At 70.8% G+C, this 26,295-nt stretch carries 21 protein-coding genes; 14 read left to right on the top strand and 7 right to left on the bottom strand.

The genetic code is table 11. The features are described from left to right. Positions 1–34 precede the first annotated feature (34 nt). From E1288_RS18175 to E1288_RS18160, 4 genes are all read right to left on the bottom strand, one after another. Positions 35–826, bottom strand: coding sequence for an SDR family NAD(P)-dependent oxidoreductase (locus E1288_RS18175; protein ID WP_132486585.1), 792 nt, complete (start codon positions 824–826; stop codon positions 35–37). A gap of 152 nt (positions 827–978) precedes the next feature. Then, the gene (locus tag E1288_RS18170; RefSeq protein ID WP_132486583.1) at positions 979–1,200 is read right to left on the bottom strand and encodes a hypothetical protein; all 222 of its coding nucleotides are present in this window, start codon (positions 1,198–1,200) and stop codon (positions 979–981) included. Positions 1,201–2,104: 904 nt separating this feature from the next. Continuing rightward, the gene (locus tag E1288_RS18165; RefSeq protein WP_132486581.1) at positions 2,105–3,106 is read right to left on the bottom strand and encodes a TerC/Alx family metal homeostasis membrane protein; all 1,002 of its coding nucleotides are present in this window, start codon (positions 3,104–3,106) and stop codon (positions 2,105–2,107) included. A 245-nt stretch (positions 3,107–3,351) separates the two neighbouring features. After that, the gene (locus tag E1288_RS18160; RefSeq protein ID WP_132486579.1) at positions 3,352–3,906 is read right to left on the bottom strand and encodes a TetR/AcrR family transcriptional regulator C-terminal domain-containing protein; all 555 of its coding nucleotides are present in this window, start codon (positions 3,904–3,906) and stop codon (positions 3,352–3,354) included. Positions 3,907–4,007: 101 nt separating this feature from the next. Here E1288_RS18160 and bioB point away from each other — a divergent pair, with 101 nt between their 5' ends. From bioB to bioD, 4 genes are read left to right on the top strand one after another with little or no spacing between them, the layout of a single operon-like run. Continuing rightward, a complete protein-coding gene (gene bioB / locus E1288_RS18155; protein WP_132486577.1) occupies positions 4,008–5,081 on the top strand; it encodes a biotin synthase BioB in 1,074 nt (357 codons plus the stop codon). Between the two features lies 1 nt (position 5,082). Then, positions 5,083–6,342, top strand: a complete 1,260-nt coding sequence (locus E1288_RS18150) for an adenosylmethionine--8-amino-7-oxononanoate transaminase (protein WP_132486575.1) — start codon at positions 5,083–5,085, stop codon at positions 6,340–6,342. After that, the gene (locus E1288_RS18145) at positions 6,339–7,478 is read left to right on the top strand and encodes an 8-amino-7-oxononanoate synthase (protein ID WP_132486573.1); all 1,140 of its coding nucleotides are present in this window, start codon (positions 6,339–6,341) and stop codon (positions 7,476–7,478) included. Before E1288_RS18150 ends, E1288_RS18145 begins: the two co-directional genes overlap by 4 nt. Then, positions 7,475–8,167, top strand: a complete 693-nt coding sequence (gene bioD, locus E1288_RS18140; protein WP_132486571.1) for a dethiobiotin synthase — start codon at positions 7,475–7,477, stop codon at positions 8,165–8,167. The genes E1288_RS18145 and bioD overlap by 4 nt, the downstream gene beginning before the upstream one ends. Here bioD and E1288_RS18135 read toward each other — a convergent pair. Beyond that, positions 8,152–8,970, bottom strand: coding sequence for an IclR family transcriptional regulator (locus E1288_RS18135; protein ID WP_207954414.1), 819 nt, complete (start codon positions 8,968–8,970; stop codon positions 8,152–8,154). The genes bioD and E1288_RS18135 overlap by 16 nt on opposite strands. A gap of 40 nt (positions 8,971–9,010) precedes the next feature. Between E1288_RS18135 and E1288_RS18130 the strand changes: the two genes are divergently transcribed. The 4 genes from E1288_RS18130 (at position 9,011) to E1288_RS18115 (ending at position 15,798) form a co-directional block, all read left to right on the top strand. After that, entirely contained in the window at positions 9,011–10,174 is a 1,164-nt protein-coding gene (locus tag E1288_RS18130) for a pyridoxal-phosphate-dependent aminotransferase family protein (RefSeq protein ID WP_132486569.1), read from the top strand. 290 nt (positions 10,175–10,464) lie between these two features. Next, on the top strand, positions 10,465–13,407 hold the full coding sequence (locus E1288_RS18125) for an FAD-binding and (Fe-S)-binding domain-containing protein (protein ID WP_132486567.1): 2,943 nt from the start codon (positions 10,465–10,467) through the stop codon (positions 13,405–13,407). A 249-nt stretch (positions 13,408–13,656) separates the two neighbouring features. Next, positions 13,657–14,409, top strand: coding sequence for a fumarylacetoacetate hydrolase family protein (locus E1288_RS18120; protein WP_132486565.1), 753 nt, complete (start codon positions 13,657–13,659; stop codon positions 14,407–14,409). An 84-nt stretch (positions 14,410–14,493) separates the two neighbouring features. Then, positions 14,494–15,798, top strand: coding sequence for an SLC13 family permease (locus E1288_RS18115; protein WP_132486563.1), 1,305 nt, complete (start codon positions 14,494–14,496; stop codon positions 15,796–15,798). A gap of 48 nt (positions 15,799–15,846) precedes the next feature. On the opposite strand, the gene E1288_RS18110 is transcribed toward E1288_RS18115, so the two are convergent. Both E1288_RS18110 and E1288_RS18105 read right to left on the bottom strand, forming a co-directional pair. Then, positions 15,847–16,722 carry a macrolide 2'-phosphotransferase gene (locus tag E1288_RS18110; protein ID WP_165968163.1) on the bottom strand — a complete coding sequence of 292 codons (876 nt, stop codon included), beginning with the start codon at positions 16,720–16,722 and terminating at the stop codon, positions 15,847–15,849. A 44-nt stretch (positions 16,723–16,766) separates the two neighbouring features. Next, positions 16,767–17,627, bottom strand: coding sequence for an alpha/beta hydrolase (locus tag E1288_RS18105; protein ID WP_132486559.1), 861 nt, complete (start codon positions 17,625–17,627; stop codon positions 16,767–16,769). Between the two features lie 170 nt (positions 17,628–17,797). On the opposite strand from E1288_RS18105, the gene E1288_RS18100 reads away from it, so the two are divergent. The 6 genes from E1288_RS18100 (at position 17,798) to E1288_RS18075 (ending at position 26,077) form a co-directional block, all read left to right on the top strand. Continuing rightward, positions 17,798–18,583 carry an AraC family transcriptional regulator gene (locus tag E1288_RS18100; protein WP_132486557.1) on the top strand — a complete coding sequence of 262 codons (786 nt, stop codon included), beginning with the start codon at positions 17,798–17,800 and terminating at the stop codon, positions 18,581–18,583. 195 nt (positions 18,584–18,778) lie between these two features. Next, positions 18,779–21,919, top strand: coding sequence for a BTAD domain-containing putative transcriptional regulator (locus E1288_RS18095; protein ID WP_132486555.1), 3,141 nt, complete (start codon positions 18,779–18,781; stop codon positions 21,917–21,919). A 68-nt stretch (positions 21,920–21,987) separates the two neighbouring features. Further along, complete coding sequence (locus E1288_RS18090; RefSeq protein ID WP_132486553.1) at positions 21,988–23,475, top strand: MFS transporter; 1,488 nt, start codon at positions 21,988–21,990, stop codon at positions 23,473–23,475. Between the two features lie 30 nt (positions 23,476–23,505). Beyond that, entirely contained in the window at positions 23,506–23,706 is a 201-nt protein-coding gene (locus tag E1288_RS18085; RefSeq protein WP_132486551.1) for a ferredoxin, read from the top strand. After that, complete coding sequence (locus tag E1288_RS18080; protein WP_132486549.1) at positions 23,703–24,878, top strand: NAD(P)/FAD-dependent oxidoreductase; 1,176 nt, start codon at positions 23,703–23,705, stop codon at positions 24,876–24,878. The genes E1288_RS18085 and E1288_RS18080 overlap by 4 nt, the downstream gene beginning before the upstream one ends. Continuing rightward, positions 24,878–26,077, top strand: coding sequence for a cytochrome P450 (locus E1288_RS18075; RefSeq protein ID WP_132486686.1), 1,200 nt, complete (start codon positions 24,878–24,880; stop codon positions 26,075–26,077). The genes E1288_RS18080 and E1288_RS18075 overlap by 1 nt, the downstream gene beginning before the upstream one ends. Positions 26,078–26,295 lie beyond the last annotated feature (218 nt).

Genomic DNA, 26,295 nt, shown 5'->3' with positions numbered 1-26,295 from the left:
GCTGCGTGCCCGCGCGCCATTCCGAAGTGACCCTTCAGGCCAGGTCGGCCAGTTCCGCAGCCACGGCGGTGAGCTTGCCGCTGATGCGAGCGACGGCGTCGGCTCCGAGCGGCAACCGCAGCGGCGGATCCTCCCGTTCCGCGACGGCGACGAGCTGGGCGGCGGCCCACGCCGGGTCGCCACCCGGCTCGCCGTCGTCGTATTCGGCGAGCGTCTCGCCGACCTGGCGGTAGTCGTCGATGGACCGGCCGGTCTGCGCCGAGCCGACCGACGCGAAGTCGGTCTGGAAGACCCCGGGTTCGGCGATCGTGACCGCGATCCCGAACGGCGCGAGCTCCTCCCGCAACGCTTCGGCCAGTCCCTCGACCGCGAATTTGCTCGCCGCGTAGACGCCGAATCCCGCCCCGGAGGCGAACCCGCCCATCGAACTCATCATCAGCACGTGCCCCGACCGCTGGGCGCGCATCACCGGCAGCACCTGGTTCGTCACCGACAACACCCCGAGAACATTGGTGTCGAACAGGGTTCTCGCCTCCTCCACGGAGGTTTCCTCGACGGCACCGAGGAGTCCGAGCGCGGCATTGTTGACCAGCACGTCGATCCGGCCGAACCGCTCGACCGCGGCCGCAACCGCCCTCCGCACGGTGTCCGGATCGGTGACATCGAGGCGGCACCTGAGCAGCCGATCCTCGTGCTCCGACGAGACGGCGGCGATGCGTTCGGGAACCCGGGCCGTGGCCACCACAGCGTCCCCTCGCGCCAGCACCGCGTCGACGAGCGCCGCCCCCAACCCGCGCGATGCGCCGGTAACCAGCCAAATCCGCATGCTCACCCCTTCTCGTCAGGTCCCGGCATCACGATAGGCCGTCAGGCGCGATCCCGGGCGGGGTTCCGGGCAATCGACTGGACGGTTCTCGCGGCAAGATGTCCGAGAACGTTTGGCATGCAAGGTTTTTCGACGAGAACCCAGATAGCGGGTCATCTGCCGCGAGCGGCGCTTCGGCGGCTGCGCTTGGCGTATGGCAGCGCGAACATGTACAGGCCGCTGAGCAGGAGCAGCGCGAGCGGGAGCAGCGGTACGTAGGAAACCCAGACGACGGGCTCTTCCTGTGCCAGGGCGACGAAGGTGACGATCACGGTCACCGTGAAGGTGATGGAAAGCCAGCGGTGGCTCTGCCGAACCCACTTGTTCCAGTTCATTCGGACCTCCTGTGAAATCGGGGAACCCCGGGACCAGCCGGGTGGCGACGTTCGTGGTGGTCGGCCGGGCCCTGCCCGGCGACCGGTGATGTCCACTCCGGTCACGCTAGGCGCGGGCACGCGGCCGTCGCTTCTCGATTCCTGACCGGTCTCGCCACCTGCTTCGCCCCGCCCGACCCGCGGCCGCGTCGATGTGTGGAAGAGGTTCGCTCGGGGTGGGGCTGGTGAACCATCGTTTCGCCTCGGTCGGTCCGTTCGGCTGGACGTGTCCAGTGTCTTTGGTCCCGGTTGCGGGGACATTCGTGGCACTACGTAGGTCGCTACGTAGGTGTCGAGGCGTGCGTGCCGACCGGCTGCGGGCGCAGGCCCCCGACTGATCTGTCCACATGCGACCGTCCGGCCGCTGCGCGTGCGGGAGAACCCCGTGGCGGCCGCCGCGAAAAAAATCAGTTGCCCCGGCGGGGCGCCGCCCCCTAGCCTCCTCGGTACACAGGAAAGGAGGTGGTCCAACGTTGAATACCAACAGGACTTGTGAGGTGGCTGTCCGCTAGGACCGCCCACGGCTCTCCAGCCGACCCGACGTGCGATGCCCCTGTGGAAATCAACGCGGGCAAGCGGTCGGCGAATACCAGGCAGCTACCCGACCCCGAAGCCCCGAACTGTGTCCGGTTCGGCCTGTGCGGACACCGCCAGGAAGCGGCTTCGGGGTCGCTGCTTTTTCCGGCCGGGCCTCGGGAATAGCCGGGCGGGAGTTCGTTCACGGGTGGGACTGCGGAGCACCACCGCGGTCAATGGTGCGGCCCGCTGGGCGGGCGGGCGTCGAGCAGGACCGCGCAGGTGATCAGCAAGGCGGTCACCACGAGGACGGTCACGGCGAGTTCGACGAGGATTTCGGTGAACATGGTCAGCTCCCGGGCGTGGAGTCTTCGGCGCCGCGGCGGGCGTGCAGGCTGGTCAGTGTGACGGCAGCCAAGACCACCACGATGACCGCGAGTGAGAGCGGGGTCGGGATCTCCGGCACGGCGGGCCAGATGCCGTGCGCCCAGTGCAGCACCAGCTTCAGCCCGATGAACGCGAGGATGATCGCCAACCCGTGGTTGAGGTGGGCGAGCTTGGCGAGTGCCGTCGCCAGCACGAAGTACCAGGCACGCAGTCCGAGCAGGGCGAACGCGTTGGTGGCGAACACCAGGTACGGGTCCTCTGTGATGCCGTAGACGGCGGGGACGGAATCGACGGCGAACACCACGTCGGTGGCGAAGACCGCCACGACCACGACTGCCAGCGGGGTCAAGGCACGCCGGCCGCCTTCGCGAACCGTGAGCCGGGGGCCGCGGTAGTCGTCGGTGACCGGCATCAGCCGCCGCAGCAGCCGCACCGACCGCAGCTGCGACACGTCGCGCTCGAAACCGGACCCGGTGAGCGCCTCGTGCAGGATCTTGACGGCGGTGGCGAACAGGATCGCGCCGAAGACCAGGAACGCCCAGGTGCCCGCCTGCAGCAGGGCGGCCCCGGCCGCGATGAAGATCCCGCGCAGCACCAGAGCCCCGACGATGCCGTACAGCAGCACCCGCTGCTGCAGTTCGGCCGGTACGGCGAAGCCCGACAGCAGGATCATGAAGACGAAGAGGTTGTCGACCGACAGGGACTTCTCCACCACGAAGCCGGTGATGAACTCCAGCGCCTGGCTACCGCCGAACACACCCCACAGGAAGAACCCGAACACCAGCGGCAAGGCGAGGTAGAAGACCGACCAGCCGATGGCCTCGCGCATGAAGACCTCGTGCGGGCGGCGGGTGACCAGGAAGTCGGCGCACACCAGTGCCAGCAGCACGGCGATGCTGATGCCCCAGAGCCACGGCGAGCCGATCGAGTCCGATGGGGCGGCGAGAACGGTCGGACGAGGCATGGAGACCCCCTCGAACTCGGTTGCGTTCGAGGTCTCCTTCACCCGTTGCGGGCGGCCTGCCGGGGATGCCAACGGACATCCGTCCTGACCGGGCAGACCCTGCGGAAGTACTCCCCCCCGAGCCGAGTATCGAACAGCACCCGAACGGCAGCCACCTCAAGGCACTCGCCGGGCCTCCCGGAGATCGCTGCGCCGTCGGCGACTCCGGCCGGTGGCGCCGAAACCCTTGCGGTGCCCGCGCGCCGTCAGCCGCCGACCTTGGACCGGAGACCGTCCAGGACGAGTTCGAGCCCGCGCTCGAAGTCCGCCGGTCCGCCGGGCGCCCGGTCGATCGCGCCGGCGCTCGCCGCTTGCAGCGCCATCTGCTCTTCCACCGTGTGGCCGAAGACGAGGTGCAGGAGGGCCCGGGTGCCGACGTCGACCAGGTCGTCGGGCAGGCCGCCGTCGCGCAGGGCCGCCCGCAGCTGGTTCGCGGGCTCGGCGGCGCCGAGGCCGAAGGTGTGCGCCGTGACGACCACCTCCGCACCGTCGCGGTAGGCGAGCATCGCGTCCCGGAGCTCCGCGCAGACCTCGACCACGCGCCGGTCCCACTCCCGTGCCCGGTGCGGTCGCTTGCCCCGGGTCAGGATCTCGTCGGCGACCGCCGCCAGCAGTGTCTGCTTGTTCGGCACGTGGTGGTAGAGAGCGCTCGGTTGCACGCCGAGCTCGGCGGCCAGTCGCCGCATCGACAGCGACTCCAGCCCGTACTCGTCGAGGACCGCGATCGCGCGATCCACGACGTCGCTCCGGTGATACCGCACGCAGACCCCTCCCGTTGACCGATCGCCCCGCCCAGTCTAGCCTGAACACCGTTCAGGTGAACACCGTTCAGGTTGCCGCACCTGCCGACACGGGAGAAGCGATGAACACCACCTTCCACCAGCTCGCCGATGGGATCCTCGCAGGGGTGCCGGCCACCCCGGAGGACGCCCTCGCGGTGCTGCGCGCCGACGACGCCGAGCTGATGTCCGTCGTCGCTGCCGCCGGCCGGCTGCGCCGCGCACACTTCGGCAACGCGGTGAAGGTGAACTACCTGGTGAACCTGAAGTCGGGGCTGTGCCCGGAGAACTGCAACTACTGCTCGCAGGCGCTGGGCTCCGACGCGCCGATCCTCAAGTACTCGTGGCTGTCCAAGGACGAGACCCTCCGGCAGGCCGGCGCCGGGCTCAAGGGCGGCGCGAGCCGGGTGTGCCTGGTCTCCTCCGGCCGCGGACCGTCCACTCGGGACATCGACAAGGTCACCGAGATGGTCGGGGCGCTCAAGGACGAGTACCCCGACGTCGAGGTCTGCGCCTGCCTGGGGCTGCTCAAGGACGGCCAGGCCGAGCGCCTGAAGGCCGCCGGGGTGGACGCCTACAACCACAACATCAACACCGCCGAGAGCAACCACGACAACATCGTCCAGACCCACACCTACGCGGACCGCGTCGACACCGTGGAGAAGGCGAAGGGCGCGGGGATCTCGCCCTGCTCCGGCCTGATCGCGGGCCTGGGCGAAACCGACGAGCAGCTCGTCGAGGCGCTGTTCGCGCTGCGGGAGCTGGGCTCGGACTCGATCCCGGTCAACTTCCTGATGCCCTTCGACGGCACCCCGTTCGAGAACACCTGGGAGCTCTCCCCCACCCGCTGCGTGAAGATCCTGGCGATGGCGCGCTTCGTCTGCCCGGACAAGGAGATCCGGATCGCCGGCGGCCGCGAGATGCACCTGCGTTCGCTGCAGCCGATCGCGCTGCACGTCGCCAACTCGATCTTCCTCGGCGACTACCTCACCTCGGAGGGCCAGGAAGCCAAGGCGGACCTCGAGATGATCCGCGACAACGGCTTCGTCGTCCTGGGCTCCGAGGAGGACCTCGCGCAGCAGACCGGGCGGCTGGAGCCGGTCGATCCGGCGATCCGGCGCCGCGGTGCGGGTACCGACGTCCTCCCCAACGCCTGACATGACCGCCGAAGCACTGCTCTCGTTCGACCGCGAGCACCTGTGGCACCCGTACACATCGATGGCCGACCCGACGCCGACGCGCCTGGTCACCGGCGCCGCGGGCAGCCGGATAAGCCTGGACGGCGTCGGCGAGGTGGTCGACGGGATGGCGTCGTGGTGGTCGGCGATCCACGGCTACCGGCATCCCGTGCTCGACGCGGCGGTGTGCCGGCAGATCGAGCAGATGTCGCACGTGATGTTCGGCGGGCTCACCCACGAGCCGGCGATCGAGCTGGCCCGGCGCCTGGTCGACCTCGCGCCCGCCGGCCTCGACCGTGTCTTCCTGGCCGACTCCGGGTCGGTGAGCGTCGAGGTGGCGATGAAGATGGCGCTGCAGTACCAGCGCGGCGCCGGCCGGCCGGAGCGGTCCCGGTTCCTCACCGTCCGCGGCGGCTACCACGGTGACACGTTCGACTGCATGAGCGTGTGCGACCCCGACGGCGGGATGCACGCCATGTGGTCCGGCGTGCTGCCGGAGCAGGTGTTCGGCGAGCGCCCGCCACGGCTCGACGGCGATGTCGACGCCTGGGCGGCGGGCTTCCGCGCGCTCGCGGCCGAGCACGCGGACCGGCTCGCCGGGCTGATCGTGGAGCCGCTCCTCCAGGGCGCCGGCGGCATGCACCCCTACCCCGCCGCATGCCTGCGGGTGTTCCGCGAGATCGCCGACCAGCACGGACTGGTGCTGGTCTTCGACGAGATCGCCACCGGATTCGGCCGCACCGGAACACTTTTCGCCGCCGACGCCGCCAGCGTGACGCCGGACGTGCTGTGCGTCGGCAAGGCGCTCACCGGGGGCTACCTGTCGCTGGCCACCACGCTCTGCACGACGGAGGTCGCCCGTGGCGTGTCCGCCAGCGACTCCGGCGTCCTCATGCACGGCCCCACCTTCATGGGCAACCCGCTGGCCTGCGCCGTCGCCTCGGCCAGCCTGGACCTGCTGAGCACCGGCGACTGGGCGGCGGACGTGCGCCGGATCAACACCGGTTTGCAGGCGCTGCACGACATCGACGCCGTCGACGTGCGGGTCCTCGGCGCGGTCGGCGTGGTCCAGCTCGACCACCCGGTCGACGTGGTCAAGGCGACCGAAGCGGCCCTGGAGCAGGGCGTGTGGTTGCGCCCGTTCCGCGACCTGATCTACACCATGCCGCCGTACGTGTGCACCGACGACGACATCGCCGCCATCTGCGCCGGGATCGCGGCCGCTGCGGAGGCCGGATGAGCGGCTGGGAAGCGTGGTTCGCCGAGCAGCGGATCAAGCGCGAAGACGCCGGGTTGCAGCGCACGCTGCGGCCACGGGCGGTCGATGACGACGTCATCGACCTGGCCAACAACGACTACCTGGGATTGAGCTGCGATCCCGAGGTGCGCCGAGCGGCCGCCGACGCCGCCCTCGCCTGGGGCGCCGGGTCGGGCGCCTCCCGGCTGGTCACCGGCACCACCACGTTGCACGCCGACCTGGAGCGCGAACTCACCGAGTTCACCGGTCGCGAGGCGGCACTGGTCTTCTCGACCGGATACCACGCCAACCTGTCCGCGGTGACCGTGCTGGCGGATAAGCAGACGCTGATCGTCTCCGACGCGCACGTGCACGCTTCGCTGATCGACGCCGCACGGCTGTCCCGGGCGGCGATCGAGGTGGTCCCGCACAACGACGTCGCCGCGGTCCGGGCCGCGTTGGCCGAAGCCGGTGGCCGACGGGCGATCGTGCTGACCGAGTCGGTCTTCTCGGTGCTCGGCGACGCCGCCCCGCTGACAGACCTGGCGGCGGCCTGCGCCGATCACGACGCGCTGCTCGTCGTCGACGAGGCGCACGGGCTCGGCGTGGTCGGTGACGGCGGCCGAGGACTGGTGCACGCCCACGGCCTGGCCGACGACCGGCACGTGGTGATGACCGCGACGCTGTCGAAGTCGCTCGGCGCGATGGGCGGTGCGGTGCTCGGCTCCGCTGCGCTGATCGACCACCTCACCAACCGGGCCCGCCCGTTCATCTTCGACACCGGGCTGGCACCGGCGCCCGCCTCTGGCGCGCTGGCAGCCCTCCGCAGGCTGCGCGGGCAACCAGGTTTCCCGGCGCTGATCCACCAGCGCGGCGGCGAGCTGGCCGACCGGCTCGGCGTGCCGCGGTCGGCAGGCGCCGTGCTCTCGGTGCCCATGCCGTCTCCGCAGGTCGCCGTCGCCGCGCAGGCAGCGGCGCTCGCGTCCGGGGTCCGGGTGGGGTGCTTCCGGCCACCGTCGGTGCCCGACGGGATCTCCCGGCTCCGGATCACCACCCACGTCGGCCTCGACGACGAGCGCTGGGCGCGCGCCGTCGACGTGCTGGCCCGCACCATCGACGACCACCGGCGGCAGGCATGATCACCATCATCACGGGCACCGACACCGGTGTCGGCAAGACCGTGGCCACCGCGGCGCTCGCGGTCCGCTCCGGTCCGGGAACGATCGTCGTGAAGCCCGCGCAGACCGGCGTCGGCACCGACGAGCCCGACATCTCCGTCGTGGCGCGGCTGGCGGGCTGCGAGGTCGCCGAGTTCACCCGGCTCGAAGATCCCCTCGCGCCGGACACTGCCGCCCGGCGGCGCGGCATCGGGATCCCGCCGATCAGCGAGCACGCGGGCCGCATCCGCGGGCTCGCCCGGACCCGCGGCACCGTGATCGTCGAAGGCGCGGGCGGCCTCCTGGTCCGCCTCGACACCGAAGGCGGCACCCTGCTGGACCTCGCCACCGGGCTCGCCGTGGACCACCCGGTGCGGGTCTACGTCGTGACCCGGGCCGGGCTCGGCACCCTCAACCACACCGAACTCACCGTCAACGCCCTGCGCTCGCGGAACCTGGAGCCGGCGGGACTCGTGCTCGGCGCGGTGCCGGAGGCGCTCGGCCTGGCCGAGGAGTGCAACCTCGCCGAGCTGCCCCGGGTCACGGGAGTGCCGATCGTGGCGGCGATTCCCGACGGCGCAGGCGGTCTCGAACCGGAGCAGTTCCGGGCGCGAGCCGGCTCCTGGCTGGCCGACCGCCCGAGTTTCCGGGCCGGCTACGCCGTTTCGTAGCCGAGCCGGGCGCCGAGGCTCCTCGCCGCCTCGCTCACCGCGGCACCGAAGATGGCTTCGTTCTCCTCGGTCAGGCGGCTCATCGGGATGTTCACGCTGAGGCTGGCGATCGGCTTCTCCGGTCCCTCCAGGACGACGGCGGCGACCGAGCCGACGTCGGCCCGCCATTCCCCGTGGTTGAGCGCGAATCCGCGTTCCCGGATCCGGGCCAGCTCGGCGAGCATCTGGTCCGGATCGGTGATCGTGTTGTCGGTGTAGCGCGGTAGCTCGTCGGCGAACAGGCGCTTGAGGACCTCCGGGCCGCTGTTGGCGAGGACCGCCTTGCCGTTGGCGGACGCGTGCAGGGGAAGCGCGTGTCCCAGGGCCATGCTGATGCGCAGCGGCTTCGACGTTTCCAGCCGCTCGATCAGGACGACCCTGTCCTCCTCCGGGACCGTGAGGTGGATCGTCTCCTCGGTGCGCCGGCGCAGGTCCTCCATGATCGGCCTGGCCGCGTCGCGCAGGCCGAGGTCACCGCTGGCGCGGCCGCCGATCGCGAGCGCCTTGGTGGTCATCACCCACCGCTTGACCTCGCCCGATGCCGGACGTATCCACCCGGCCTCGTCGAGGGTGAGCAGCGCGCGCTGGACCGAGCTCTTGGGCATGTCCAGCGCGCGGGCCAGTTCGCCGACGCCGATCGGCTGCCGCGCGGCGACCTCTTCCAGTACCCGCAGCGTGTTCAGGACGTTGCGCAATGCCTTGACTCCCCAGTCCGCCGTGCCTACTCTCTCGGCGCTTTCATACGGCACAGCGTACCACGTCACGGCACAGCGTCACCTGATCGGCTCAGAAGGGTTTGGTGCAATGGCCGCCAACAGCGGACGGCATTTCCTGCAGATCCCCGGACCGACCAACGTCCCCGACAGCGTGTTGCGCGCCATGGCGCAACCCACGATCGATCACCGCGGGCCGGACTTCGCGGAACTCGCGCAGGACGTGCTGCGCAGGGTCCGGCCGGTGTTCGGCACCGATCGGCCCGTCGTCATCTACCCGTCCTCGGGCACCGGGGCCTGGGAGGCGGCGCTCGTCAACACCCTGTCCCCCGGCGATCGCGTGCTCGCGTTCGAAACCGGCCACTTCGCCACCTTGTGGCGCGACATGGCGGAAGGCCTCGGGCTGGTCGTCGACTTCGTCCCCGGGGACTGGCGGCGAGGCGTCGACCCGGCCGTCGTCGCCGAGCGGCTGGCCGCGGACGAACAGCACGGCATCGCCGCGGTGATGGTCGTCCACAACGAGACGTCGACCGGGGTCACCAGCCGCGTGCCGGAGATCCGGGCGGCCATCGACGAAGCGAACCACCCCGCGCTGCTGCTGGTCGACACGATCTCCTCGCTGGGCTCCATCGACTACCGGCACGACGAGTGGGGCGTGGACGTCACGGTCAGCTGCTCGCAGAAGGGCCTGATGCTGCCGCCGGGGCTGGGGTTCAACGCGATCAGCGAGAAGGCGCTCACCGCCGCCGAAGGAGCGCGGCTGCCGAAGTCGTACTGGAACTGGACTCCCATCCTCGAAGCCAACGAGCGCAGCTTCTTCCCCTACACCCCGCCCACCAACCTCCTCTACGGACTGCGGGAAGCGCTGTCCCTCCTCGAAGCCGAGGGACTGCCCAACGTCTTCGCCCGGCACGACCGGCACGCCGAGGCCACCAGAGCAGCCGTGCGGGCCTGGGGCCTGGAAGTGCTGTGCGCCGACGAACGCGAGCACTCCAGCTCGCTGACCGCCGTGCGGTTGGGCGAGGAGCACGACGCGAACAAGGTCCGCGAGGTCATCCTGGACCGCTTCGACATGTCGCTGGGCGCCGGCCTGGGCAAGCTCACCGGTCGCGTGTTCCGCATCGGCCACCTCGGCGACTTCAACGACCTGACGCTGGCCGGCACCCTCGCCGGCGTCCAGATGGGACTCGAACTGTCCGGGGTGCCCATCGACCCCAACGGTCTCCAAGCAGCACTGGAGGTGTTGCGCGGCTAGGGAATGTTTTGAATTTGGTTTGCATGGCGGTGCGGGCGGCGGAACCTCAGATGCCCCCTCGCTGTGGGATCCCCGACATCATGAATGACCAATTCACCACGTCGGGGCTGTCCTCGCTGGGAGAACTCCAGAGGAGTGGGCACCGTGAACCCGCGGCGGTGCGAGTTGAGTCCCACACCGCAAGCGGCTACCGCCGCTTAGAAAACACGACCTAGGGAAATCAGCGCTGCGCCTTGGTCCGCCGGCCGGGCGCGGCGGCTGCAAGGACGAATCGGTGGAAAGGAATCGCGATGACCGTCCCGACAACTGACGCTCCCGCCGCACGGCAAACCCTCGGTTCGCGCCTGGAACGCGCGCTCCGCGCCGCGCTGGACGGCGAGGTCGCCTTCGACGACTACACCCGCCACCTCTTCTCCCGCGACGCCAGCATGTACTCGATCACTCCGCTCGGCGTCGCGTTCCCGCGCCACAACGACGACGTCGCCGCGGCAGTGAAAGTCGCCGCCGAGCTCGGTGTGCCGGTCGTGCCGCGCGGCGCGGGAACGAGCCTGGTCGGCCAGACCGTGGGACCCGGCCTGGTGCTCGACATGTCCCGGCACATGAACCGGATCCTGGAGATCGACCCGGTGGCCCGCACGGCGCTGGTGGAGGTCGGCGTGGTGCAGGACCAGCTCAACCAGGCCGCCGCCGCGCACGGGCTGATGTTCGGCCCGGACACCTCCACCAGCAACCGCGCCACGATCGGCGGGATGATCGGCAACAACTCCGCGGGCAGCGGCTCGCTGACCTACGGCATGACGATCGACCACGTGCGGGCGCTGGACGTGGTGCTCGCCGACGGCTCGTGCACCCGGTTCGAGCCCGTCGACGAAGCCGAGCGGGCGCGCCGGGCGTCGGCGGAGACCCTCGAAGGCCGGATCTACCAAGCACTTCCGGGCCTGGTCACCGCCAACGAGGACGTCATCGAGGCGAAGATGCCGGCGTTCTGGCGCCGCGCCTGCGGCTACCGGCTCGACCGGCTCGTCGGTTTCGGGCCGGAAAAGCCGTTCGACCTGGCGAAGTTCGTGGTGGGCGCGGAGGGCACGCTGGTCATTGCCACCCGCGCGCTGGTGGACCTGGTGCCCAAGCCCCGGCGGACGGTCTACGCCGTCGGCCACTTCACCGACACCGCGAGCGCCATCTCGGCCACCACGGACGCACTGAGCTGCGATCCGCACCAGGTCGAGCTGATGGACCGGACGATCCTGGACCTGTCGCGGCAGAAGATCGAGTTCGCAGACCTCGGGAACGTGCTCGTCGGCGACCCGGGTGCGCTGCTGTTCGTCTCCTTCACCGGGGACGACGAAGCGGACCTGGTCGCCCAACTCGACCGGCTCGATGCGCGGTGGCAGCAGAACGGGCACGGCTACCACACGCTCCGCGCGGTCACGCCCGCCGAGCAGCAGGCGCTGCTGAAGGTCCGGAAGTCCAGCCTGGGCCTGCTGATGGCCGCCGGCGAGGGAACCCGCCGCCCGCTGGCCTTCGTCGAGGACACCGCGGTGGACCCGGTGCACCTCGCCGAATACACCAAGCGGTTCAAGGAGATCCTCGACGAGCACCGGATGGAGGCCGGGTTCTACGGCCACTGCTCGGTGGGATGCCTGCACATCCGCCCGTTCGTCGACCTGACCGACCCCGACGAGGTCGCCAAAATGCGCGCCGTCGCGGAAGCGGTCAAGGACCTCGTTGCCGAGTACGGCGGGGTGAACTCCAGCGAACACGGCGACGGCCTCGCCCGCAGCGAGTTCAACCGGGAGATCTTCGGCGACGAGCTGTACGAGGCCATGCGCGAGGTCAAGCGGCTCTTCGACCCCGGCGGCGTCATGAACCCCGGCAAGATCGTCGACGCGCCGTCGATGACCGAGAACCTCCGCGACCGCGACGCGCTCCCACCCGCGCCACCGCTGCGGACGATGCTGGAGTTCGAGGTCGTCGGCGGCATGCGCGGCGCCGCGGACCGCTGCATGAACATCGGTGCCTGCCGGAAGGCAGGCGTGGGCGTGATGTGCCCGTCCTACATCGCGACGAAGAACGAGGAGCACTCCACCCGCGGCCGGGCCAACGCGCTGGTGAAGGCGCTGTCCGAACCGGATCCGCACGCGGCGCTGGGCGGCGAACGCCTCCACGAGATCCTCGACCTCTGCCTGATGTGCAAGGCGTGCAAGAGCGAATGCCCGATGAGCGTGGACATGGCCTCGCTGAAGGCCGAAACGCTCGCGCACCACCACGAGATCCACGGGACTCCGCTCCGGTCGCGCGTGTTCTCCTCGATCCGCGCGCTCAACCGGCTCGGCTCGGCGACCGCCCCGCTGTCGAACCTGCCCGGCCGGATCCCCTTCCTCCGCCGGATCCTGGACCGCACGCTCGGCATCGCGGCGGCCCGCCCGTTGCCCACGTTCCAGCGGGTCAGCCTGCTCCGCTGGTTCCGCCGCCGCACATCCGCGCCGCCCGCCGCGCCGCAGGGCGCGGTCACCTGGCTCGCGGACTCGTTCACCACCTACACCGAACCGCACATCGGCCGGGCGGGCATCGAGCTGCTGGAACGCTCGGGCTGGCGGGTGGATCTCGCGGGCGGCGGCTGCTGCGGGCGGTCGAGCCTGTCGAAGGGAATGCTCGACGACGCGAAGAAGAAGGCGACGGCGCTGGTCACCTCGCTGGAGCGGGACACCGCGCCGGATTCGCCGATCGTGGGCTGCGAGCCGTCGTGCGTGCTGATGCTCCGCGAGGAGCACAAGGCACTGCTGCCCGACTCCTCGTCGGTGCGCGCCGTGGCGCAGCGGGTCAAGCAGGTGGAGGAACTCCTCGTCGAGGCGATCGACGCGGACCGGCTGACCCTGCGCGCGGATTCCTGGCTCGCGGGGCGCCGCATCATCTTCCACGGCCACTGCCACCAGAAGGCCGAAGTCGGCACCGCCGCCACGGTCGCCCTGCTGCGCCGGATCCCGGGGACGCAAGTCGAGGAGATCGACGCGGGCTGCTGCGGGATGGCAGGCTCGTTCGGCTTCGAGTCGGAGCACTACGAGACGTCGATGACCGTCGGCGGGGACCGGCTTTTCCCGGCGCTGGCGGCGGAACCCGAGGACACGGTCGTGGCCGCGACCGGGGTTTCGTGCCGACAGCAGATCTTCCACGGGGCGGGCCGCACCGCGTGGCACCCGCTGGAGCTCGTGAGCGAGGCCTTGGCCGTCGACTAGAGAGCCTGTTTCCGAACTTGCTCTGCGTGGCGGTGCGGGTAGCGGAACCTCAGGCGCCTTCTCGCTGTGGGATCCCAGGCTCATGAATGCCAATTCACCACGTCGGGGCTGTCCTCGCGAGAAGACACCTGAGAACCCGCGGCGGTGCGAGTTGCGTAGGTGGGCTAAGCGGCTGCGCCGCTTCAAAGACAAAACCCCGCGTAACCACACCTCACACCACGACATTCAAAACAGCCGCTAGGAGGGACCGTGCGAATAGTCCGCTACCGCCTCGGCGACCGGGTCGGCCGCGGCGCCGTCGTTGGCGACCTGGTGCACGAACTGCCCGACGGGAACGACAACCCGGGCCGAGCCTTGGGGACGCTGTCGGAGGTCACGCTGCTCGCGCCGTGCGAGCCGCGCGTGATCGTCTGCGCGGGCAGCAACTACGCCGACCAGATCGCCGAGAAGGGCCGCCCCTGGCCGGAGCAGCCATCGCTGTTCCTCAAGGCTCCCAACGCGATCACCGGTCCGGATGCGGAGGTGCTGCGGCCGCCCGAGGTGCGGCGGCTGGAGTACGAGGGCGAGCTGGCCGTCGTCATCGGCCGCACCGCGCGCAACGTGCGGGCCGATCGCTTCGCCGACGTCGTGCTGGGCTACACGTGCGCGAACGACGTCACCGCGGACGACTGGCGGGCCGACGGCCAGTGGACGCGGGCGAAGAGCGCGGCCACGTTCTGCCCGCTGGGCCCCTGGATCGAGACCGAGATGCCCGATCCGTCGGCCCTGCGGATCACCACGAGGCTGGCCGGGGAGGTCGTCCAGCGAGGATCGGTCGCGGACATGGTGTTCGGGCTCGGGGAACTGCTGGCCTTCGCCACCCGCTGGATCACCCTCGAACCCGGCGACGTGCTGCTCACCGGCAGCCCTGCCGGGGTGGGGCCGATGGTGCCCGGAGACGTCGTCGAGGTCGAGGTCTCCGGGGTGGGCGCACTGCGCAACGCGGTGGCCGACCGGGTCTGACCCGGCCGTCCGACCGCCAGATTCCGTCGTCGTACCAACGAATCCACAACCCCTGCGAGCCAACGTCAGCCTCGAGGAGTGTCGATGTCCTTACAGGTCATATCGATCATCGGCCTGGTTCTGATCTTCGCCTTCGCGACCGTGCGCTCGGTGAACATGGGCGCGGTCGCGTTCCTGGGCGCCTTCCTGCTCGGCACGTTCGTGTTCGACAAGTCCAACGACGATCTCTTCGCCGGATTCCCGGGCGACCTGTTCGCCACCCTGGTCGGCGTGACCCTGCTGTTCGCCATCGCCAAGGCGAACGGCACCGTCGACTGGCTCATCCACAGCGGAGTGCGGGCCGTGCGGGGGCGAATAGCCCTCATCCCGTGGGTGATGTTCCTGGTCACCAGCCTGTTGACGATGGTGGGCGCCGTGGTGCCCGGCGCGGTGGCGATGATGGCCCCCATCGGGATGAACTTCGCGACGCGCTACCGGATCAACCCGCTGCTCATGGGGTTGCTCATCATCAACGGCGCGAGCGCGGGCGGCTTCTCGCCGATCAGCATCTTCGGCAGCATCACCAACGGCGTCGTGGAACGCAGCGGCCTGCCGGGAAATCCCGTGCTGCTGTGGATCAGCCTGCTGCTGTTCAACACACTGCTGAGCGTCGCGGTGTTCTTCATGTTCGGCGGGAAGCAACTGCTCGGCAAGCGGGTCAGCACCGATCCGACGCAGCAGGACGACGAGCCGGTGGGTGGCGGAGGTGCGGCGACCGCGACCCGGACGAACACGGCCGTCGAGGTGACCACCTTGAACGTGCAGCGGATCGTGACGCTCGTCGGGCTCGTCGCGCTGGCCGTCGGCGCGCTGGCGCTGGAGTTCGACGTGGGCCTGCTCGCGCTGAGCATCGCCACGATCATCATCCTGCTGTGGCCCGATGTCACCAAGAAGTGCGTGTCCGAGGTCGCGTGGCCGACCGTGCTGCTGGTCTGCGGCGTGGTGACGTACGTGAGCCTGATGGAGAGCGTCGGCACCATCGAGTACCTCGGCAACGGCGTCGTCGGCATCGGGATCCCGCTGCTGGCCGCGTTCGTCATCTGCCTGATCGGCGGCGGGGTGTCCGCGTTCGCGTCGACCACCGGGATCCTCGGCGCGCTCATCCCGCTCGCGGTGCCGTTCCTGCTGACCGGTCAGGTCGGCGCGGTCGGCCTGATCATCGCCCTGGCGATCTCGTCGTCCGTGGTCGACTCGTCCCCGTTCTCGACCAGCGGTGCGCTCGTCATCGCCAGCACCCCGGAGGAGGCGCGGGACACCACGTTCAAGCGGCTGATGACGTGGGGCATGAGCATGATCGTGGTCGCGCCCGTATTGTCGGTGGCGATCTTCGTGCTGCCCGGCTGGCTCTGACGGAACCCGGGGTTCGGCGGCCCGCGCCGCCGAACCCCAGGCCGCACGTCACGCCTGCAGGCGCTCTTGGGCGATCTTCACGTAGCCGTCGTTGCCCGTGTCGATCCCGTGGATGCCGAGCGAGACGCTGAACAAGAACGCCGACAGCTGCTCGATGTGCGCGCGGAAGTGCTCGCGCGGCCGCCCGCCCGCGTCGACGTAGGCCGCCAGCAACCGGTCGAGACCGGCTTCGCCGAACGCCCGGCGCGGGGCGATGAAGTCGAGCGCCGGATCGTCGACCGCGGCGTCGGTCCAGTCCAGGATTCCGGTCAGCGTTCCGGAGTCGTCCACGAGCAGGTGCCCCGGGTGCAGGTCGGCGTGCACCAGGCGGAGCCCGGCGGACTCGCCGATCCAGTACCGGTCGTCGTCGATCCACTCCCGCCACCGGCGAGCCCGCGGCTCCGGAACGTCCAATTCGGACACCGCGCGGCGGAGGTGGTCGTCGGCCTCTTCGCGCAACGCCGTGCGCTCCGACACCGGAACACCGAGCTCGGCGACCTCCGCCGCCGACGCGCGGTGGAGCTCCGCGATCACCGCGCCGAGGACCCCGAAGAGCTCCTCGGGCACGTCCATCCGCCACTGGTAGTCCAACGTCACCGGATCTTCCGGCCCCAACGGCGAACCGGGCAGCCGCCGGTAGGCGACGAGCTCGGAGGTGCACACCTCCCACTGCGGCAACGTGACGTCCAACCGCGGACGCAGAAACTCCAGCAGCCGGCGCTCCCCCGCGATCAGCTCGCTGACCTCGGGACGCCGCGGCATGCGGAGCACCCACCGCGCGCCGTCGGCATCCACGGCGTGCCCGACCTGGAAATCCCAGCCCGTCTCATCAACTTCGAGCACGCGAACGTGCAGCCCGTGCTTGCGGGCAAGATCGACGAACACGCCACGAACCGTAGCTGCCGGAGGCCGCTCGGCGCGATTCAATTTCAGGCGCCGCGGACCATGGCCAGCACCGCCTCCCACAGCGGGCCGTCGGTGGCGAGCCGCTCCACGGCATCGAAGTGGTGACCGTCGGCCTGGTCCACCACCTCGCACGGCACCCCGTGCGCCGACCACGCGCGCACGAGGTCCGCCTGCTGGCGCGCGAACTCCGACGACTCGGCGCCCCCGAAGGTCAGGATCAGCGGGGATGCGTGGGCGGGCTGCTGCCGGACCGGGCTGTTGCGCCGCGCGGTCTCGCGCGTCATGCCCAGCTTCTCGTTGAGGTAGGAGGCCTGGATCGGTTCGAGGTCGTAGAGGCCGCTGATCGCGCACGCCCCGGTCACCAGGTCGGCGGGCAGGCCGAAGTCCTCCCAGGGCGTGGCCATGGCCGTGGCCGCGAGGTGGCCGCCGGCGGAGTGCCCGGCGACGAAGATCCGCCCCGGGTCGGCACCGAACTGCGTGGCGCGCCTGGCGATCTCCGCGATACCGGCGCGCACGTCGGCGACGATCTCGTCCATGCCCGCCTCGGGCGCGAGGCGGTAGTCCAGCGAGGCGAAGCAAATGCCGCGGGCCATGTACGGCGCGGCGAGGAAGCCGAACATCTCCTTGTCCAGCGACTGCCAGTACCCGCCGTGCACGAACACCAGCAACGGGTCCGCCCCGGTCGGGTCCGCCGGCAGGTAGACGTCGAACGCCTGATTCGGATGGTCGCCGTAGCCGACCGACCGCACGTCCGCTGTGGAGCGCAGCTGCTCGCTCTCCGCAGTCCACCGGGCGAAGATCTCCTCGTGGTCCGGAATGCCGGCGCGCACGTTGTACTCGGCGTCCAGCCACTCCCGGCTACGCTCGATCCCATCGACGATCATCGGTCAACATCCTCCGCGTAGTCCCTGCACAACGGTCCGGCCCGAGCGCTCCTGCCTCCGACGCCTCGCAGGCACTCGATCACGCCCGTCGTTCGGCCGGACTACAGTCTCCGGCGGACAACCACTGGCTGTCTCGCGCGAACCGGTCATACATCGTCGAAGGGCTGCCAATGTTCGGCAAGAGCGAGGACCGCGAGGACTACCAGCGCACCGCCCGGCCGCTCGCCGCGATGGCCCGCGACCTGCCGGACGGCCACACCATCCCGGAGCACTCGCACCGCCGGGCCCAGCTGATCTACGGGACGTCCGGAGCGATCACCGTCACCACCCCGGATGGCACCTGGGTGGCACCGCCGCAGCGGGCGGTCTGGATCCCCGGTGGGGTTGTGCACGCGATGCGCACCTCCGGCGCGGTCCCGATGCGCACCGTCTACGTCGAGCCCGGTGCACGCCCGCACCTACCGACGTCGTGCACCGTGGTGGCGGTCACGCCGTTGCTGCGCGAACTGCTGCTCGCGGCGACCAAGATCCCGATCGACTACGACCCGCGCGGCCGTGACGGGCTGGTCATGGAGCTGCTGCTGGACGAGTTCGCGCCGCTGACCGTGGTACCCCTGCAACTGCCCCTCCCCCGCCATCCCGCCCTGCTGCAGGTGTGCCGACGCCTCATCGACGAGCCGGAGCTCGCGTGGACCACCGCCGACGCGGCGCACCACGCGCACATGAGCGAGCGGACGCTGGCCCGCCGATTCGTCGCCGAGGTCGGCTGCACGTTCGGCCGCTGGCGCCAGCAGGCGCGGCTGCTGGCGGCCGTCGAGATGCTCGCCAAGGGCGAGTCGGTCACGCGGGTGTCGGCGCAGCTGTCCTACGAGAGCCCAAGCGCGTTCAGCGCGATGTTCCGCCGCTGCCTCGGCAAGCCCCCATCCCAGTACTTCAGCAGCCTCCCAACGGAATGACCGCGCACCCTATTGATCCACTGTGGACCATGCCTGCGCAGGCGCTCCCGCCCACCCCGCTCCCCGGCCAGCCGGACCAGGCCGACTTCCCACACCCGCAAAAGGGACCCGCGGCCGGTCCTACGATGATCTCGTTCGCCCGCGGTGTGGCTCGCCACCCTCGGGGACGACGGGCGATGCGAAGGACTGGGGACCATGCGGGTGACAGTGCTCGGGCCGGTCGGGGCCTGCGCGGAGGACGGGACTCCGATCCGCGTCCCGGGTTCCGGGCCGCGCATGCTGCTGGCGAGGCTCGCGCTGAGCGCGGGCGAGATCGTGCCGACCGGTTCGCTCATCGACGACCTCTGGTACGACGATCCGCCGGCGGACGCGGTCAACGCATTGCACGCAGTGGTGTACCGGCTGCGAAAGGCGTTGGGGGACGCCGGGACGCTGGAGTCGACGCGGACGGGCTACCGACTCGCGGTGCCCGCGGAGAACGTCGACGCGCACCGGTTCGAGGAGATGGCCGCGCGGGGCAGGCGGGAACTAGCAGCGGACGTGCCGCGCGAAGCGGCCGCATCGCTCGGCGCCGCGCTCGCCCTGTGGCAGGGCACCGCCTTCTCCGACGTGCTCGACGCCCCGTTCGCCACCAGGGCCGGCGTGCGCCTGGAGGAACTCCGGATCGGCGCCGTCGAAGACCGTTTCGATGCGGAGCTGCGACTCGGCCACCACGCCGAGATCCTGGCCGACCTGGAGACGCTCTCCGCGGAGCACCCGCTCCGGGAACGGCTGGCCGCGCTGCGCATGCGCGCGCTGCACGCGGCCGGCCGCCAGGCCGACGCCCTGGCCGTGCACGAGGAACTCCGCGGCACGCTCGCCGACGAGCTCGGCGTCGATCCTTCCGCCGAGGTGCGGGAAGCACACCTGGCCGTGCTGCGCGGCGGGACGAACCGCCCGGCGGCACGGCCCGAATCGGCACCGGGCCGCCTGCCCGCGCCGCTGACCACGTTCGTCGGCCGAGACGACGAGTTGGCGCTGCTCGCCGAGTTGATGCAGACCTCCCGGCTGGTCACGGTCCTCGGGCCCGGCGGCGTGGGCAAGACCCGGCTGGCGGTGGAGGCGGCGTCCAGGCATCGGGCCCACCGGCGCGGCCGGTTGTGGCTGGTCCCGCTCGCCGGGGTGAGCGGACCGGGCAGCGTGGCCGACGCGGTGCTCGGCGTGCTCAGCTCCCCGGACGGCAGGATCTCCGGCGGCGGCCCGGGCGACCCGCTGGACCGGGTGGTCGAGCTGCTCGGCGGCGGAGAGGCCGTGCTCGTCCTGGACAACTGCGAGCACGTCGTCGGGGCCGCCGCGGAGTTCGCCCGGCAGCTGCTGGAACGCCAGCCGCAGCTGGCCATCCTCGCCACCAGCCGGGAGTCGCTGGAGGTCATGGGCGAGGCGCTGTGCCGCCTCGGGCCGCTCGACCTGCCGCGGCACCGCGCGGACCCGGCGGATGCGTCCGGGTCCGCCGCGGTGCGGCTTTTCGTCGACCGCGCGGCGGCCGTGCGGCCGGGCTTCGAGCTGAACATGTCCACTGTGGATGCGGTGGTGAACGTGGTGCGCAGGCTGGACGGCCTGCCGCTCGCCCTGGAACTGGCCGCCGCACGGCTGCGGGCGATGAGCCCCGAGCAGATCGAGCGGCGACTCGACGACCGGTTCCGGTTGCTGTCCACGGGAAACCGGGGGGCGCAGCCGCGCCAGCGCACCCTGCACGCGGTGATCGAGTGGAGCTGGGACCTGCTGACCGAGCAGGAAAGGCTGCTGGCACGGCGGATGTCGGTGTTCCCCGCCGCGACCGGTGGCGACGCGGCGGTGGCGGTGTGCTCGGACGCGGCGGACCTGCCTGCCGACGACGTCGGCTACGTGCTCGACGCGCTGGTCGAGAAGTCCATCGTGGAGCAGACCGGGAACGGGTACCGGATGCTGGAGAGCATTCGGGCCCACGCCGCGCACAAACTCCGGCAGGCCGGGGAAGAAGAGCCGGTCCGGGGCAGATTCACGCGCTACTTCGCCGAGTTGGCCGAGGAGCACGAACCGCTGCTGCGCTCCGCCCGGCAGCCGGAGTCCCTGCTGATCTTCGACGCCGAGTACGACAACCTGATGTTCGCACTGCGATCGGCCATCGACGACGAGGATCCGGGCACCGCGGTCCAGATCCTCGGCCCGCTGTACTGGTACTGGAACTCCCTGCGCTACGACGCGCGGTCCGACAACTACGTGGCCAGGGTGGTCGAGTTCGGCGACGCGCTGCCCGAGGACGCCCGCGCCGCGTTCACCGCGATCCACCTGCTGGCCGGAGACAGCGGGCCGAAGGCCGACGCCGAGCGGACTCACGCGCTGATCGAGGACTGCGCGCGCACCGGAGCGCTCCAGCGCTACCCGATGCTGCTGATGGCGACCCTGCCGATGGGGCACTTCCTCGGCCTGGACGAGCTGGTCGCACGCCAGATGCGGGAGGTCCGCGCCCGCTCCGACCGGTGGGCCACCGCCTGCACGTTCATGGTGGAAGCGTTCATCCACCGCGATCAAGGCGACTGGGGCGGCTGCTCGACGGCGCTGGCGCACGCGTTGCGCGGCTTCGAGGAGACCGGTGACCGCCTGTGGACGGCGATGGTGCTGTCCGGCCAGGCGCAGGTGCGCTCCGTCGACGGCGACCACGACGAGGCGATCGCCGCCTTCGAACGGAGCCTCGCGCTGACCCCGCAGGACGCGTTCTCGTACCGGATCGGGCTCGCCACCGAACGGATGCGCAGCGGAGATCTCGACGGCGCCCGGCGTGACATCGACGCCGCCGAGCAGGAGGCCCGGGACCGCGGCCAGCGGTTTCTGGAAGCCGAAACCCTGGTCGCCATCGCCGAGTTCCACCGCCGCTCGGGACATCCGGACCGCGCGGACCGGGTGCTCGACCGGATGGCGCTGCTGGCCCGCGAGACGCCGCTGCCCGCCGAGTCGATCGAGGCCCGGATCGCCTCGGCGAGGATGGCGAACCGGCTCGCAGCGGGCGACGCCGCGGGGGCGCGCGTGCTGCTCCCCAGCGCCGTCACGGCGGCATTCGCCCACCGGGACATCGCGCCGGCCGCCCAGCAGCTCGCGATGCTGCTGCGCCTGGAGGGCGATCCGGTCGGTGCTGCCACCGCGCTGGGTATGAGCCAGACCATCCGCGGTGCGTTCGACCACGGCGACCCGGAACTGCGCGAGCTCGTCACCGAACTCGCGCGGCGCCTCGGCCAGGCCGAATACGACGAGGCGTACCGCCGGGGCGCCGAAATGCCGCGCCATGAAGCGCTCGACCGGCTGACCGCTTACACGACCTGACAGCGGCGCGGCCGGGCTGTCAGGTCGCTGTCAGACGGCTGTCATCGCCGGTCGGCACTGTTGCCGGCGTGTCGAAAACGCAACCCAACCCACGACGCTGGCTCGTCCTGGTCGTGCTGTGCCTGAGCACCCTGGTCCTGACGATCGACAACCAGGTGCTCACGGTCGCGATCCCGGTGCTGGTCCAGGACCTGGGGGCGGACTCCCAGGACATCCAGTGGATCGGCGACGCCTACATCCTGACCACCGCGGGCCTGCTGCTCACCGCGGGCAGCCTGTCGGACCGGTACGGGCGACGGCGGGTGATGATCATCGGCCTGGCCCTGTTCGGGCTGGCCTCGCTGCTGGCCGCCGGCGCGGCGAGCTCGGGCGAGCTGATCGCCTACCGCGCCCTGATGGGCGTGGGCTGCGCGCTGGTGCTGCCGAGCACGCTGTCGATCCTGATCACGGTGTTCGACGACGAGGAGCGGCGCAAGGCCACCTCGGTCTGGTCGTCGGTGCTGATGGTCGGCATGATCGGCGGGCCCATCCTCGGCGGGGTGCTGGTCACCGGCTTCGGCTGGGGATCGGTCTTCCTCATCAACGTCCCGATCGCGGTCCTGGCGATCATCGCCGCGCTCGCCCTGATGCCCGAATCCCGGGCGCCCGCCCGCCGGGCCGACCCGCTCGGCGCGGTCCTGTCGATGGTCGGGCTGACCGTGCTGGTGTGGGCGATCATCGAACTCCCGGTCACCGGCCTGACCCACCCGGCCACCCTGACCCGGCTCGCGGTGGCCGTGGTCGTCCTGATCGCGTTCGCGGTCTGGGAGACCAGGACGGCGTCCCCGATGGTCCCGCTCGCGCTGTACCGGGACCGCGATTTCTCCGGCGGTAGCTTCGCGCTGGTCCTGACTCAGGTCGGATTCGGCGGGCTGGTCCTGGTGTTCACCCAGTACCTGCAGTTCGTCCTCGGCTACACCCCGACGCAGGCGGGCGCGATGATGGTGCCCATCGCGTTGGCCACGATCCTGACCAACGCCCTCGGCGCCACCCTCGGCGACAAGATCGGCAACCGGACCATGACCGCGGTAGGGCTGACCGTGGTGGCCGTCGGATTCGCCTTGCTGGGAAGCCTTTCCCCGGACAGCGGCGTCGTCGCGGTGGCATCGGCGCTGACGGTGTTCGGCGTCGGGGCCGGTCTCGCGCAGCCAGCCGCCGTCGCGGCGCTCATGAACGCCGTTCCGCCGGAGCACGCGGGCGTCGGATCCGCGGTGAACGACACGATGCAGCAGGCCGGCGGAGCCCTCGGGATCGCCATCCTCGGCAGCGTCCTGGCCGCGAACTACACCTCCGCGATGCCCGCGACCGCACCAGAACCGGCCCGCACCTCGATCGGCGATGCGCTCGCGCTGGGCGATGCCGGGCTCGCGCACGCCGCTCGCGAGGCGTTCAGCTCGGGCATGGCGATCACCTGCTGGGCCACCGCCGCGCTCGTGCTCGCCGCCGCCGTGCTCGCCCGCCTCGTCATGAAGGGCCGCACCACTCCCACCCCTCAGCGGGTCACCGCAGAAGTCTGACGTACGAACCCGAACCCATTGGAGCTCAACATGAAGATCACCGTGGACGAAGTGAAGTGCACCGGCGGCGGCCAGTGCGTGCTCGCCGCCGAGGAGGTGTTCGACCAGCGCGACGAGGACGGTGTCGTGGTGCTGCTCGACCCGGCACCGCGGGCCGACCTGCACGATGCGGTGCGGGAAGCCGCGATGCTGTGCCCCGCCGCTGCGATCCGCATCGAGGAAACGCCGTGACCATCCCCGACGACGTGCTGATCGTCGGCGCGTCCGTGGGCGGCCTGACCGTGGCGGAGGCCTTGCGCCGCAAGGGATTCACCGGCCGGATCAGGATCGTCGGCGAAGAACCTCGCCCGCCCTACGACCGGCCGCCGCTGTCCAAGGAGGTCCTCATCGGACGGTGGTCCGCGGAGGCGGTCCACCTGCGTCCCGCCGGCGGGCTGGACGAACTGCAGGTGGACTGGCTGCTCGGCCACCGCGCCGAGCGGCTCCGGCTCGACACCCGCACGGTCGTGCTGGACCGGGGCAAGGCCCTGTCGTACGGGGCGCTGGTGATCGCGACCGGCCTGGTGCCGTGCCGACCGGCCGGCTTCGCCGACGCGCGCACCCTCCGGACGCTGGACGACGCGCTCCGCCTCAAGCAGGACCTCCAGGCCGCACGGCGAGTCGCAGTGATCGGCGCGGGAGTCCTCGGCTGCGAGGTAGCGGCCGCCTGCTGCGCTCTCGGCAAGCAGGTGACGCTCATCGATCCGGGACCGGTGCCGATGGCGTTGCAGCTCGGGGCCGAGCTCGGCGGTCACGTCGCCGCACTGCACGAATCGCGCGGCGTGCGGCTGCGCACCGGCGTCGGCGCCGCCCGGCTCATCGGTGCCGACGGCAAGACCTCCGGGGTGGAACTGACCTCGGGCGAGGTCGTCGAGGCCGATCTCGCGGTGCTGGCCGCCGGGTCCGCGCCCGCCACCGGATGGCTGGCGGACAGCGGCCTGCACCTGGACGACGGGGTGGGCTGCGACGCCTCGCTGCGAGCCGCCGACGACGTGTACGCGGTCGGCGACGTCGCTCGCTGGCACGACCCCGGCACCGGCACCACCGCGCGGCTGGAAACCCGCACCAACGCCACGGAACAGGCCCTGGTCGTCGCCGAAAACATCCTCGGCGGCGACCGCCGGTACAGCCCGATCCCGTACTTCTGGTCGGACCAGTACGACACCAAGATCCAGGTGCACGGCGTCATCGCGCCGCAAGCGCGGATCCGGATCGCCGAAGGAAATCCCCGCGAGGGCCGCTTCCTCGCGCTGGCCGAAGGCGACGACGGGGTCACCGCCGCCATCGGCTGGAACCACCCCCGCGGCGTCCGAACCGCACGCCGCATGCTGCGAAATCCCTTACCAGTAGGAGGAATTCGATGATGGCAGAACCTTTCACCAAGCTGGAGCTGCTGTTCCAGCGGTCTCCCGAGCACCCGTTCCACCTGCCACCGGAGCTCGCTCGCCTGCGCGAGGAACAGCCGCTCGTGCAGATGACCTACCCGGACGGGCACGAGGGCTGGCTGGCGACCGGCTACGACCAGGCCCGCGCCGTGCTCGCGCATCCCGGGTTCAGCAACCGGTACGAGCTGCTGCACATGCCGATGCCCGGTATCACCGAGCCGGCGCCTCCCGCATCGCCGGGGGACTTCCTCGGGTTGGACGCGCCGGAGCACACCCGCTACCGCAGGCTGCTGGCCGGGAAGTTCACCCCGCGCCGCATCCGCCTGCTGGCGGATCGGGTGGCGGAGTTCACCACCGAGCGCCTGGACGCGATGCAGCGGCAGGGGTCTCCGGCCGACCTCATGGAGTTGTACGCGCGACCGATTCCGGCGCTGGTGATCTGCGAGCTGCTGGGCGTCCCCTACACCGATCGCGAGAAGTTCCAGCACCTCGCGGACGGCGTGGTGCTGCGGGACGGGACCACCCCGGAGGACCAGATCGCCGCGCTGAAGGGGCTGCAGGACTACATCAGCGAGCTCGTCCTGGCCAAGCGCGCCAACCCCACCGACGACGTCCTCAGCGAACTGACCACCAGTGACCTGACCGACGAGGAGCTGTTCGGACTCGGCGCCTTCCTCCTGTTCGCGGGCCTGCACACCACGGCGAGCGTGATCGGGATGGCCACCTTCGCCCTCCTGATAAACCCCGACCAGCTCGCCGCTCTGCGCAACGACCCGGACCTCGCCGACGGAGCGGTCGAGGAATTGCTGCGCTACACCGGAATCGGCCCCTGCACGGTTCGGGCCGCACTGGAAGACGCCGAAATCGACGGCCGCCTGATCAAGGCGGGAGAAAGCGTCACCGTCTCCATGGACGCGGCCAACCGGGACCCGGGCAAGTTCCCCAACCCGGACGCCCTGGACCTGCGCCGCAACGCGACCGGACACCTCACCTTCGTCCACGGCGTCCACCAGTGCCTCGGCCAGCACCTCGCACGAATAGAGCTGCGAACGGCACTCCCGGCACTCGTCACCCGGTTCCCGGACCTGAGCCTGGCGATACCCGCGGAAGAAGTGCCGATGCACACCAACTCGAACATCTACGAAGTGGAGAAGCTCCCCCTGACCTGGAACGCCTGACACCCACCGGCCCAGCGACCCCCCTCGCTGGGCCGAGTCACGCATGCCGTCGCCGCCACTCATCGCCGCAGAGAAGGCGTGATTCCATGCGCACCTCGAAGCCCGTCACGAACTCCGCGTCGCGGAAGTGCTCCCGACCAGGGCGCTGGAACGCGGACGTGTCAGCCGCCGCCCGGTTGGGTGCGGCCGGGAGCACAGTGGGTATTGATGCACTGTGC

It is taken from the genome of Saccharopolyspora elongata (genome assembly GCF_004348985.1).
Lineage (GTDB): Bacteria > Actinomycetota > Actinomycetes > Mycobacteriales > Pseudonocardiaceae > Saccharopolyspora > Saccharopolyspora elongata.
This window is presented reverse-complemented; position numbering and strand designations above follow the sequence as displayed.